This window comes from Kitasatospora sp. NPDC056138 (assembly GCF_042264695.1).
Classification (GTDB): Bacteria; Actinomycetota; Actinomycetes; order Streptomycetales; family Streptomycetaceae; genus Kitasatospora.
The window spans coordinates 32,281-44,394 of the sequence record NZ_JBHJVK010000025.1 but is presented as its reverse complement, the minus strand read 5'-3'; the positions used below and the strand labels follow the sequence as shown (position 1 = coordinate 44,394).

The 12,114-nt window shown below is 71.3% G+C and carries 11 protein-coding genes; 10 read left to right on the top strand and 1 reads right to left on the bottom strand.

Going from position 1 to position 12,114, the window contains the following annotated elements:
* The first annotated feature begins 1 nt into the window (after position 1).
* From ACFC1R_RS17640 to ACFC1R_RS17600, 9 genes are all read left to right on the top strand, one after another.
* The gene (locus ACFC1R_RS17640; RefSeq protein WP_375939449.1) at positions 2-1,666 is read left to right on the top strand and encodes an L-aspartate oxidase; all 1,665 of its coding nucleotides are present in this window, start codon (positions 2-4) and stop codon (positions 1,664-1,666) included.
* Between the two features lie 202 nt (positions 1,667-1,868).
* On the top strand, positions 1,869-2,837 hold the full coding sequence (gene nadC, locus ACFC1R_RS17635) for a carboxylating nicotinate-nucleotide diphosphorylase (protein WP_375939447.1): 969 nt from the start codon (positions 1,869-1,871) through the stop codon (positions 2,835-2,837).
* A 24-nt stretch (positions 2,838-2,861) separates the two neighbouring features.
* Positions 2,862-3,650: a type III pantothenate kinase gene (locus ACFC1R_RS17630; protein ID WP_045306231.1), complete on the top strand. Its 789-nt coding sequence runs from the start codon at positions 2,862-2,864 to the stop codon at positions 3,648-3,650.
* Positions 3,651-3,892: 242 nt separating this feature from the next.
* Positions 3,893-4,675 carry a hypothetical protein gene (locus tag ACFC1R_RS17625; protein WP_375939445.1) on the top strand — a complete coding sequence of 261 codons (783 nt, stop codon included), beginning with the start codon at positions 3,893-3,895 and terminating at the stop codon, positions 4,673-4,675.
* Between the two features lie 442 nt (positions 4,676-5,117).
* Positions 5,118-6,701 carry a bifunctional lysylphosphatidylglycerol synthetase/lysine--tRNA ligase LysX gene (gene lysX / locus ACFC1R_RS17620; RefSeq protein WP_375939443.1) on the top strand — a complete coding sequence of 528 codons (1,584 nt, stop codon included), beginning with the start codon at positions 5,118-5,120 and terminating at the stop codon, positions 6,699-6,701.
* A gap of 5 nt (positions 6,702-6,706) precedes the next feature.
* Positions 6,707-6,883 (top strand): hypothetical protein, encoded by a 177-nt coding sequence (locus ACFC1R_RS17615; protein ID WP_375939441.1) that lies wholly within the window; start codon positions 6,707-6,709, stop codon positions 6,881-6,883.
* Between the two features lie 104 nt (positions 6,884-6,987).
* Positions 6,988-7,428 carry a BlaI/MecI/CopY family transcriptional regulator gene (locus ACFC1R_RS17610; protein WP_375939439.1) on the top strand — a complete coding sequence of 147 codons (441 nt, stop codon included), beginning with the start codon at positions 6,988-6,990 and terminating at the stop codon, positions 7,426-7,428.
* A 9-nt stretch (positions 7,429-7,437) separates the two neighbouring features.
* A complete protein-coding gene (locus ACFC1R_RS17605) occupies positions 7,438-7,974 on the top strand; it encodes an amino-acid N-acetyltransferase (RefSeq protein ID WP_375939437.1) in 537 nt (178 codons plus the stop codon).
* Positions 7,975-8,089: 115 nt separating this feature from the next.
* Positions 8,090-8,443 (top strand): Lsr2 family protein, encoded by a 354-nt coding sequence (locus tag ACFC1R_RS17600; protein ID WP_045302308.1) that lies wholly within the window; start codon positions 8,090-8,092, stop codon positions 8,441-8,443.
* A gap of 8 nt (positions 8,444-8,451) precedes the next feature.
* Here ACFC1R_RS17600 and ACFC1R_RS17595 read toward each other — a convergent pair whose 3' ends face one another.
* Positions 8,452-9,012 (bottom strand): hypothetical protein, encoded by a 561-nt coding sequence (locus ACFC1R_RS17595; RefSeq protein WP_375939434.1) that lies wholly within the window; start codon positions 9,010-9,012, stop codon positions 8,452-8,454.
* Positions 9,013-9,477: 465 nt separating this feature from the next.
* On the opposite strand from ACFC1R_RS17595, the gene ACFC1R_RS17590 reads away from it, so the two are divergent.
* Positions 9,478-11,994 (top strand): ATP-dependent Clp protease ATP-binding subunit, encoded by a 2,517-nt coding sequence (locus ACFC1R_RS17590; protein ID WP_375939432.1) that lies wholly within the window; start codon positions 9,478-9,480, stop codon positions 11,992-11,994.
* Positions 11,995-12,114: the final 120 nt, after the last annotated feature.

Sequence of the window (12,114 nt, the reverse complement as noted above, 5' to 3'; positions counted from 1 at the left end):
CATGTCCGTCTCTCATCGCCTGACCGCCCCCGCTCCCGGCTGGACCATGACCACCGACGTCGTCGTGGTCGGCTCGGGCGTGGCCGGTCTGACCGTCGCGCTCAACATCCGCAAGGCCGGCCTGCGGGCCCTGGTGGTCACCAAGGCGATGCTGGACGACGGCTCCACCCGCTGGGCCCAGGGCGGCATAGCCGCCGCCCTGGGCGAGGGGGACACCCCCGAGCAGCACCTGGACGACACCCTGGTCGCCGGTGCCGGGCTCTGCGACGCCGAGGCCGTCCGGGCCCTGGTCACCGAGGGCCCGGACGCCGTCCGCCGGCTGATCGGGGTCGGCGCGGAATTCGATCTCGATGCGGACGGCGAGATCCTGCTGACCCGCGAGGGCGGCCACCACCGCCGCCGGATCGCGCACGCGGGTGGCGACGCGACCGGTGCGGAGATCTCCCGCGCACTGGTCTCGGCGGTGCGCAGCGACCCGGGTGTCGAACTGATCGAGCACGCCCTGGTGCTGGACCTGCTCACCGACGCCGAGGGCCACGCGGCCGGACTGACCCTGCACGTGATGGGCGAGGGCCAGCGGGACGGCGTCGGCGCGGTCCGGGCCCGCGCCGTGGTGCTGGCCACCGGCGGCATGGGCCAGGTCTTCTCGGCCACCACCAACCCGGCGGTCTCCACCGGCGACGGCGTGGCGCTGGCGCTGCGCGCCGGGGCCGAGGTGACCGACCTGGAGTTCGTCCAGTTCCACCCGACCGTGCTCTGGCTCGGCCCGGACGCCGAGGGCCAGCAGCCGCTGGTCTCCGAGGCCGTCCGCGGCGAGGGCGCCTACCTGGTGGACGCGGACGGGACCCGCTTCATGGTCGGGCAGCACGAGCTGAACGAGCTGGCACCGCGGGACATCGTCGCCAAGGCGATCACCCGGCAGATGCAGCTCAAGGGCGCCGAGCACATGTACCTGGACGGGCGGCACTTCGGCGCCGAGATGTGGGAGACGCGCTTCCCGACCATCCTGGCCTCCTGCCGCGCGCACGGCATCGACCCGGTGACCGGCCTGATCCCGGTCGCCCCGGCCGCGCACTACGCCTCCGGCGGAATCCGCACCGACCTGCGGGGACGCACCACCGTGCCGGGCCTGTACGCCTGCGGCGAGGTCGCCTGCACCGGTGTGCACGGCGCCAACCGGCTGGCTTCGAACTCGCTGCTGGAGGGCCTGGTCTTCGCCGAGCGGATCGCCGCGGACCTCGCCGAGCGCCACCGCGCGGGTGACCTGCCCGAGCGCGCGGTCGACGTGGCCGGCGCCCGCGCGGCGGTCGCCGTCCCGCTGCCCGCCCCCGAGGCGCGGGCCGAGATCCAGCGGCTGATGTCGCGCGGCGCGGGCGTGCTGCGCTCGGCCCGGAGCATGGCCGCCACCGCGGCCGGGCTCGCCGACCTCGCCGACCAGGCCCGGTGGCACGTCGCCGAGGAGAAGCCCGCCGACCCCCGGGTGGAGACCTGGGAGGCCGCCAACCTGCACCTGGTGGCCTCCGCACTGGTGGCGGCCGCCGCCCAGCGCGAGGAGACCCGCGGCTGCCACTGGCGCGAGGACTTCCCCGAGCGCGACGACGCCCACTGGCGCCGCCACCTGATCACCACCCTGGCCACCGCCACCGGAACCCCGGTGAGCCGGTAGGAACGAGGGTGAACCGGCCGGGGCGCGGGGAGGCCGGCTGCGGCCGGCCGAGCCCGCCGGGCCTTCTGCGGCCGGCACCTCCCGCCGGGACGGCGCACCCCGCCGTCCGGCCGTGAGCGCGGGCCGGACCTCCCGCCTCGCACATCTCCCCGCGCCCCTGCCCGCTCACTCCCCCACGCGTCCAAGACCCAAGGAGCAACTGATGACCCACTCCCACGAGGAACTCCCGCTGGCCGAGTCCGACGGCTGCGGCGACGGCTGCGCCTGCGGGGACGGCGAGGCGTACGAGACCGGGCTCGACCCGGCGCTGGCCGAGCTGCTGGAGGCGGCCGGCCTGGACCCGATCGAGGTCGAGGACATCGCCACCCTGGCGCTGGCCGAGGACCTGGCCGGCGGCGAGGACGTCACCTCGGTCGCCACCGTCCCGGCGGACGCCGTCGCCACCGCCGACTTCACCGCCCGCCAGGCCGGTGTGGTCGCGGGCCTGCGGATCGCCGAGGCCGTGGTCTCGCTGGTCTGCGAGGAGGAGTTCGAGGTCGAGCGGCACGTCGAGGACGGTGCCCGGGTCGAGGCCGGCCAGGTGCTGCTGTCGGTTCGCAGCCGCACCCGCGACCTGCTGACCGCCGAGCGCAGCGCGCTCAACCTGCTTTGCCACCTGTCCGGCATCGCCACCGCGACCCGCGCCTGGGCGGACGCCCTGGAGGGCACCGGCGCGGTGGTCCGGGACACCCGCAAGACCACGCCGGGCCTGCGCGCGCTGCAGAAGTTCGCGGTCCGCTGCGGCGGCGGCGCCAACCACCGGATGGCGCTCTCGGACGCCGCCCTGGTGAAGGACAACCACGTGGTGGCCGCGGGCGGGGTGGCCGAGGCGTTCCGCGCGGTGCGCGAGGCGTACCCGGAGCTGCCGGTCGAGGTCGAGGTGGACACCCTGGAGCAGATCCCGCCGGTGCTGGAGGCCGGGGCGGACCTGATCCTGCTGGACAACTTCACCGTCGCCCAGCTGAAGGAGGCCGTCACGCTGGTCGCCGGCCGGGCCAGGCTGGAGGCTTCCGGCGGTCTGACTCTGGCCACCGCGCGCGAGGTCGCCGAAACTGGTGTCGACTACCTCGCCGTCGGGGCTCTGACCCACTCCGCGCCGATCCTGGACATCGGCCTGGACCTCCGGGCCTGATCCCCCTCCTACAGAAAGCACCCCATGCTCCTCACCATCGACGTCGGCAACACCCAGACCACGCTCGGCCTGTTCGACGGTGAGGAGATCGTCGAGCACTGGCGGATCTCCACCGATCCACGCCGCACCGCCGACGAACTGGCCGTGCTGATGCAGGGCCTGATGGGGTCGCACCCGATCGTCGAGGCCGCCGACCGGGTGGAGGGCCTGGCGATCTGCTCCTCGGTGCCCGCCGTACTCCACGAGCTCCGCGAGGTGACGCGCCGTTACTACGGCGACGTCCCCGCGGTGATCGTGGAGCCGGGGGTGAAGACCGGGGTGCACGTCCTGATGGACAACCCCAAGGAGGTCGGCGCCGACCGGATCGTCAACGCGCTGGCCGCCAACCACCTGTACGGGGGGCCGTGCATCGTGGTGGACTTCGGCACCGCCACCACCTTCGACGCCATCAACGAGCGCGGCGACTACGTCGGCGGCGCGATCGCCCCCGGCATCGAGATCTCGGTCGAGGCCCTCGGCGTCCGAGGCGCCCAGCTGCGCAAGATCGAGCTGGCCCGACCCCGGAACGTGATCGGCAAGAACACCGTCGAAGGCATGCAGTCCGGCATCCTGTACGGCTTCGCGGGCCAGGTGGACGGCCTGGTCGAGCGGATGGCCAAGGAGCTCGCCAAGGACCCGGAGGACGTCCAGGTGATCGCCACCGGCGGGCTCGCCCCGCTGGTCCTCGGCGAGGCCACCTCGATCGACGTGCACGAGCCCTGGCTCACCCTGATCGGCCTCCGGCTGGTCCACGAGCGCAACCGGCCCAGCTGACCGGCCGACCCGCTGCCCGACCGGGCGTCACCGGACGTGACCAGGCATCACCGGGGCGCTCCGCCGCCGCCCCCGCCGGAGCGCCGGACCGTGGCCGTCCCGGCGCTCCGGTCCGGCCCCGAAGCCCGCGCTCCGGCACGCCCGTTCGACGACGATGTGTCCGATGAGCACCAGATAGGCCAATCGGTACAGACACGTCCTCAATCGCCATAAATCAGACGTACGCCACGTAATGTCAAGCCATGCCTACGCCACACGGATCGCGCGGCGGCATGGCCTTCAGCGCCGATGAAGTCCGCGTGCTGCGCCGCGCCCTCGCCCAAGCTCTCCACCCGGCCCACTCGCCGCACCCGACCCCGCTCGGCGAACTGTGGGCCGAGGACGTCCAGGAGGCACTGCGCCTCGCCGAGGCGGTCGACGAGGCGGCTTCGGAAGGCGGCCGGCTGCGCGCCTTCCTGCTGGCCGACCTGGCCCGCTACCGGTCCGCGCTGCCCGGCAGCGCCTCCGGCTATCTGGAACGTCTGGAGGAGGCCGTCTCCGACGGCTACCTCCCGCTCCCCGAGGACCTGACCGCCCTGCGCTCGCTCTCCCGACTTCCCTGCGGCAGCGCCGAACGCTCCCGCCGCTCCCGGCTCTCCGGCCGCTGCCACGCCATCGCCGAGGCGGACGTCCGCGAACGCCTGGCGCTCGGCTCCGGCCAGCGCCACCTCACCGCCGTGCCGAGCCCGGCCTCCGAGCCATTCCCCGCTGTGTCAGTGACCCCCATCCCAGTTGGAGGACGGATCCCGATGAGCAACGCCGCCGGCGCACCCACCCCCAAGGTCTCCACCCCCAAGGTCGCCACCGCCACCGACCGCACCCGCCAGACGCAGAATCCCCACCAGGCACACCAGCCGCAGGCTCGCCAACCCCGCCGGATGCCCACCCCCGCCGAGCTGTTCGGCCGCCGGCCCCGGCCGCAGAACCAGCCACAGGCCACCCTCCCCGACGACGAGGACGTCGAACTCGCCACCGGCACCGGCTGATCCACCCCGGCGGGGGAGGCTGCATCGGGCAGCCTCCCCCATCTGTCGATGTGTCGACTATGTGATGGGACATCGGAGATTACCGGCCATTTTCCGACGTAATTCGACACGGATATGAACGGTCCTGTCACGAACTGCCCGGTTGATATCCCGCTCTCCGACGAACGACGGCCCCGCAAGCCCGCCGGAAAAGTCGGCCCGGCCGGCCCGGCCACCACGAGCAGGCACCACCTCCCCCTCGGCACCACGGGCAGGCCCCACCCCCCCTCGGCACCACGGGCAGGCCCCACCCCCCTCGGCACCGCGCTCCGGCACCGCCTCGACCGGCCGGCCCGGGTCCTCACCGGCTCCCGGCGGGCCTGCGGGGTCGGCCGGGCCCCGCGGCTGCGGCGATGGCCCGGCCGGGCGCGGGGAAGGTGTGAACGGTGGCTACCCTGGTGGGGTGAGCGATCAGAGCACCGTCCCCGCGACCGACGACCTTCCTGAGCAGATGCGCGTCCGGCGCGAGAAGCTGGACCGGCTCCGGGCGGCCGGCGTCGACCCGTACCCGGTCGGCTTCCCCCGTACTTCCACCATCGCCGACCTGCGCGCCAAGCACCCCGACCTGGAGCCGGACGTCGCGACCGGCGAGCGCGTCGGCATCACCGGCCGGGTCATCCTGGCCCGCACCGGCGGCAAGCTCTGCTTCGCCACCCTGCGCGACGGCTCCGGCGACCTCCAGGTGATGCTCTCCCTGGACAAGCTGGGCGACGAGCGGCTGGCCGCCTGGAAGTCGGACATCGACCTCGGTGACCAGGTCGGCGTCGAGGGCGAGGTGATCACCTCGCGCCGCGGCGAGCTGTCCGTCATGGTGGACCGCTGGGAGCTGACCGCCAAGTGCCTGCGCCCGCTGCCGGACAAGCACAAGGGCCTGACCGACCCGGAGGCCCGGGTCCGCCAGCGGTACGTCGACCTGATCGTGAACCCCGAGGCGCGCGAGATCCTCCACCTGCGCAGCAAGGTGGTCCGCTCGATCCGCCGCACCTACGAGGAGCGCGGCTACATCGAGGTCGAGACCCCGATGCTGCAGCCGGTGCACGGCGGCGCCAACGCCCGCCCGTTCACCACCCACATCAACGCGTACGACATCGACCTCTACCTGCGGATCGCCCCCGAGCTGTACCTCAAGCGGCTGGTGGTCGGCGGCGCGGAGAAGGTCTTCGAGATCAACCGCAACTTCCGCAACGAGGGCGCGGACTCGACCCACAACCCCGAGTTCACCTCGCTGGAGTCGTACGAGGCGTACGGCGACTACGACACCCAGGCCGAGCTGATCCGCGCGACCATCGTCAACGCCGCCCGGGACGCCCTCGGCACCACCGTCGTCACGGGCGTCGGCCCGGACGGCGAGGAGCACGAGATCGACCTGGCCGAGCCGTGGGCCGAGGTCAGCGTCTACCCGGGCATCTCGGCCCACCTGGGCACCGAGATCACCCCGGAGACCGGCGTCGAGGAGCTGCGCCGGCTCGCCGACCAGGCCGGCATCCCCTACGAGAAGGAGTGGGGCCACGGCCAGATCGTCCTGGAGATGGTCGAGCGACTGCTGGAGCACCACGCGATCAAGCCGACCTTCATCAAGGACTACCCGACCGAGGTCTCGCCGCTGACCCGCCAGCACCGCTCCGTTCCGGGCGTCGCGGAGAAGTGGGACCTGGTCATCTTCGGCACCGAGATCGGTACCGCCTACTCCGAGCTGGTCGACCCGGTCGAGCAGCGGGCCCGGCTGACCGCCCAGTCGCTGCTGGCGGCCGGCGGTGACGTCGAGGCGATGCAGGTGGACGAGGACTTCCTGCGCGCCCTCGAGTACGCGATGCCGCCGACCGGTGGCCTGGGCCTGGGCGTGGACCGCCTGATCATGCTGCTCACCGGCAAGAACATCCGCGAGACCGTGCTCTTCCCGCTGGTCAAGCCCGATCAGCGGGGGGCCGAGGCGAAGGGCGCCAAGGCCGGAGCAGAGAGCGAAACCGAGTCGGACACCAAGGAGTGATCTGAATGGATTACGTCGCAGCGATCGTGCCGCCGCTGGTCATGGCGATCGGCTTCGGCTTCCTGGTGCGGGCCATCATCCGCAGCCAGGGCGGCGCCCAGAAGGGCAAGGAGGACGCCGCCGCCGACCTGCTGGCCGCCCGTGCCGCCACGGTCGCCCCGGCCGGTCCCGCAGCCGAATAGCAGCGTCAGACGCCCCGCGCGCCGTCACCCCATGGGGTGGCGGCGCGCCGGTTTGCTTGTGAATCGCCAATTTTGTCCGAATCAGTTCCTATCCTGGCCGGACTATGGTGCGGCAACTCGGAGAACTTGAGAACGACATCATGACCAGGGTCTGGCAGTGGAACCGCCCGGTCACCGTTCGCGAGGTTCTGCAGGATCTGCAGTCGGAACGCGATATCGCGTACACCACTGTCATGACGGTGCTCGACAAGCTCTACAGAAAGGGCTGGCTGCGCCGGGACCAGGTGGGGCGGGCGTATCGATATGAACCCGTCTCCTCCCGCGAGGCATACACCGCCGCCCTGATGAACGATGCGTGGGCGACCAGCGACAATCCGGCCGCGGCACTGGTCCACTTCTTCGGGCTGATGTCACCCGAGCAACGCGAGGCGCTGCGCGACGCACTGCGGGTTGCCGCCGTGTTCCCGGATCCGGAACCCGATCCGGAGCGACTTCCCGATCCGCATCCCGATACCGGCGAGACCCCGGGGCCGTCGGCGCGATAACGTCCCGCCATGGAGGTCACCATCCGCCGGGCGCGGACCACTGACGTGCGGGCAGTACGACGCCTCATCGACGCCTACTCGCGGGACGGCATTCTGCTCGACAAGCCGACCGTGACACTGTTCGAATCCGTCCAGGAGTTCTGGGTCGCCGAGCGCGACGACAACGGCGCGGTGGTGGCCTGCGGCGCGCTGCACGTGATGTGGGAGGACCTGGCCGAGGTGCGCACCCTGGCCGTGGATCCCGCCTGCACCGGCCACGGTATCGGGCACCTGTTGCTGGGCAAGCTGCTGCAGACCGCACGCTGGCTGGGCGTACGTCGGATTTTCTGCTTGACGTTCGAGGTGCCGTTCTTCGCGAAACACGGTTTCGTCGAGATCGGAGAGGTCGGTGAAACCGACGATGGTACGACAGATCCGGCGGCCATCGCTACGGATGTCTATGAGGAACTTCTGCGTTCGTACGACGAAGGCGTCGCCGAGTTCCTCGACCTGGAGCGAGTGAAGCCCAACACCCTGGGCAACTCACGCATGCTGCTGCACCTCTGAACGGAGCTTGAGGTGACGGGAGCGGAGCACACGACCGGCAAGGGTTTGTGTTTTCCGGGAAAAGGCGGTTTCCTTTCCCCTAGGCAATGGATCGTTTACGCGGAAAGGGAAGCCCGTGGCACAGAGGGTGCAGGTCATTCTTGAAGACGATCTCGAAGGCGGTTCGGCGGACGAGACCGTGACGTTCGCTCTCGACGGCGTTGCCTACGAGATCGATCTGAAGAGCGTCAACGCGGACAAGCTCCGCGGTCTGCTGGCCCCGTACGTCGAGAAGGGTCGCAAGCAGAGCGGCCGCCTGACCACCGCCCGTCGCGGTGCCGGCCGCGGCGCGGGCCGTCCGGCGGCGGCCGGCGCTCCGGACACCGCGAAGATCCGCGCGTGGGCCAAGGAGAACGGCTACGACGTCAACGACCGCGGCCGGGTTCCGAGCAACGTCCGTGAGGCGTACGAGGCGGCCAACGCCTCCTGACGGGGCCGTCAGCGGGCCGGCGCCAGACCCCACGGGTCACGGGCGCGGGCATCCGCCAGGCAGTCGAGCAGTCGCAGCAGATCGGGCGAGCACAGGTCCAGGCCCGGGCCTGACTCCCCGCGCCGCAGCCACACGGCCTGCGGTCCGGCCGGTCGGCGATCGGGGCGCGGGGATTCGTCCTCCGCGCCCCGCGGCCGTGGCGGCCGCGGCCCGGCGGCCCCACGGCCGCCCGGCATCGGGCCGCCGGCCCCGGCGGTGAGGCCGAGCCCCGGTGCGGCACCCCGGCCGAGCCGGTGCAGCAGCTCGGGAACGGCTTCGCCCGCCCCCCGGGCGAGCGGAAGGGCCGCCGGTCCGCCGCGGGCCACCACGGGGTCGTACGGGCGCCGCGGGCGGTCCGGGCGGCGCAGCACGGCCAGGGCCACCGGCCGTCGCGGCTCGACCCGGTCCGGGCCCGGCAGCGCCACCGCCGGGTCCTCCGGCAGGCCGGGGCGGACCTGGGGGCGACCGGGCGGGGTACCGGGAGTGCGGACGGACGTCCGGGCCTGGGTACGGGGCGGTGCTGCGGTCACGGGCTGTGCAACGCTGGAACAGCAGGACGGTCACGCCGTGCCACCTGAACGGTGGCCGCTGACCCGCCGTCACCCCGGCGGATCCCGGCAGGCGTCCGTCGGCAGACTTCTCGCGAGGCGAACACGGCCGACGCGGAAACTGCGCGAAACTCACCGGAACACCGGGTATGAATGCAGGTGGACGGGGCTCTCGGGTTCCGCCCGTGCGATCTGTCAGGACCGGTGGCTCCGTCCACGGCAGGCTCTGTTCGCCGATGGCGTAGCGATAACCGGTGCAATGGGCCCACCTGTGGGAACACCGTCTCCCAGCATCGGGTTGGGAATGGTGTCGGCTGGTCGCGCAGCACTTGCTCCCACGTAAGTAGGAGCAGTCCGTGAGCCGCGCCGCTGAGCGGGACTAGCATGCGGAAGGACAGGGCGGGGACAGTCCCCGAACTGCCCGACCGCTCTGAGGAGCGATAAACGATGTTCGAGAGGTTCACCGACCGCGCGCGGCGGGTTGTCGTCCTGGCTCAGGAAGAAGCCCGGATGCTCAACCACAACTACATCGGCACCGAGCACATCCTCCTGGGCCTGATCCACGAGGGTGAGGGTGTCGCCGCTAAGGCCCTGGAGAGCCTCGGGATTTCGCTCGAGGCGGTCCGCCAGCAGGTCGAGGAGATCATCGGCCAGGGCCAGCAGGCCCCGTCCGGTCACATCCCCTTCACCCCCCGGGCGAAGAAGGTGCTGGAGCTGTCGCTCCGCGAGGCCCTTCAGCTCGGCCACAACTACATCGGCACCGAGCACATCCTGCTCGGCCTGATCCGCGAGGGCGAGGGCGTCGCCGCCCAGGTCCTGGTGAAGCTGGGCGCCGACCTCAACCGGGTGCGGCAGCAGGTCATCCAGCTGCTCTCCGGTTACCAGGGCGGCGGCAAGGAGTCGGCGACCGCCGGCGGCCCCGCCGAGGGCACCCCGTCGACCTCGCTGGTCCTCGACCAGTTCGGCCGCAACCTCACCCAGGCCGCCCGCGAGGCCAAGCTCGACCCGGTCATCGGGCGCGAGAAGGAGATCGAGCGGGTCATGCAGGTGCTGTCCCGCCGTACCAAGAACAACCCCGTGCTGATCGGTGAGCCCGGCGTCGGCAAGACCGCCGTGGTCGAGGGCCTGGCCCAGGCGATCGTCAAGGGCGAGGTCCCGGAGACGCTGAAGGACAAGCAGCTCTACACGCTGGACCTCGGCGCCCTGGTCGCGGGCTCCCGCTACCGCGGTGACTTCGAGGAGCGCCTGAAGAAGGTGCTCAAGGAGATCCGCACCCGCGGCGACATCATCCTGTTCATCGACGAGCTGCACACCCTGGTCGGCGCGGGCGCCGCCGAGGGTGCCATCGACGCGGCTTCGATCCTGAAGCCGATGCTGGCCCGTGGCGAGCTGCAGACCATCGGCGCCACCACGCTCGACGAGTACCGCAAGCACCTGGAGAAGGACGCCGCCCTCGAGCGCCGCTTCCAGCCGATCCAGGTCGCGGAGCCGTCGCTGCCGCACACCATCGAGATCCTCAAGGGCCTGCGCGACCGGTACGAGGCGCACCACCGCGTCTCCATCACCGACGCCGCCCTGGTCGCCGCCGCCACCCTGGCCGACCGGTACATCTCGGACCGCTTCCTGCCGGACAAGGCGATCGACCTGATCGACGAGGCCGGCTCCCGGATGCGCATCCGCCGGATGACCGCGCCGCCGGACCTGCGCGAGTTCGACGAGAAGATCGCCGAGGTCCGCCGCGAGAAGGAGAGCGCGATCGACGCGCAGGACTTCGAGAAGGCCGCCTCGCTGCGCGACGACGAGAAGCAGCTGCTGACCGCGAAGTCGAAGCGCGAGAAGGAGTGGAAGGCCGGCGACATGGACGTCGTCGCCGAGGTGGACGAGGAGCTCATCGCCGAGGTCCTGGCCACCGCCACCGGCATCCCGGTCTTCAAGCTGACCGAGGAGGAGTCCTCCCGCCTGCTGCGCATGGAGGACGAGCTGCACAAGCGCGTCATCGGCCAGGAGGACGCCATCAAGGCGCTCTCCCAGGCGATCCGGCGTACCCGTGCGGGCCTCAAGGACCCGAAGCGCCCGGGTGGTTCGTTCATCTTCGCCGGTCCGTCCGGTGTCGGTAAGACCGAGCTGTCCAAGACGCTGGCCGAGTTCCTGTTCGGCGACGAGGACGCCCTGATCTCCCTCGACATGTCGGAGTTCAGCGAGAAGCACACCGTCTCGCGGCTGTTCGGCTCGCCCCCCGGCTACGTCGGGTACGAGGAGGGTGGCCAGCTCACCGAGAAGGTGCGCCGCAAGCCGTTCTCCGTCGTGCTCTTCGACGAGGTGGAGAAGGCCCACCCGGACATCTTCAACTCGCTGCTGCAGATCCTGGAGGACGGTCGTCTGACCGACTCCCAGGGCCGCGTGGTCGACTTCAAGAACACGGTCATCATCATGACCACCAACCTCGGCACCCGGGACATCTCCAAGGGCTTCAACCTGGGCTTCGCGGCCACGGGTGACACCGCGTCCGGCTACGAGCGGATGAAGGCCAAGGTCAGCGAGGAGCTCAAGCAGCACTTCCGCCCCGAGTTCCTCAACCGTGTCGACGACATCGTCGTCTTCCACCAGCTGTCCGAGGAAGACATCATCCAGATCGTCGACCTGATGATCGACAAGGTGGACGGCCGCCTCAAGGACCGCGACATGGGCCTGGAGCTCAGCGTCGAGGCCAAGAAGCTGCTGGCGAAGAAGGGCTACGACCCGATCCTGGGTGCCCGTCCGCTGCGCCGCACCATCCAGCGCGACATCGAGGACCACCTCTCCGAGAAGATCCTCTTCGGCGAGCTGCGGGCCGGCCACATCGTGGTCGTCGGTGTCGAGGGCGAGGGCAAGGACGCCAAGTTCACCTTCCGGGGCGAGGAGAAGTCCCCGGTGGCGGACACCCCGGCGGCGGTCGCCTCGACCGGTCCCGACCTGACCAAGTAACACCAGCTCACAGCAGTAAGGGCCGTGGGGGCCCCCGCGCCGGCGGGGGGGCCGGCCCCGGGGGGGTTTTGGTTTTTTTTTTGGGTGTTTTGGGAGTGGGGGCCCCCCCGGTGGGAGGCC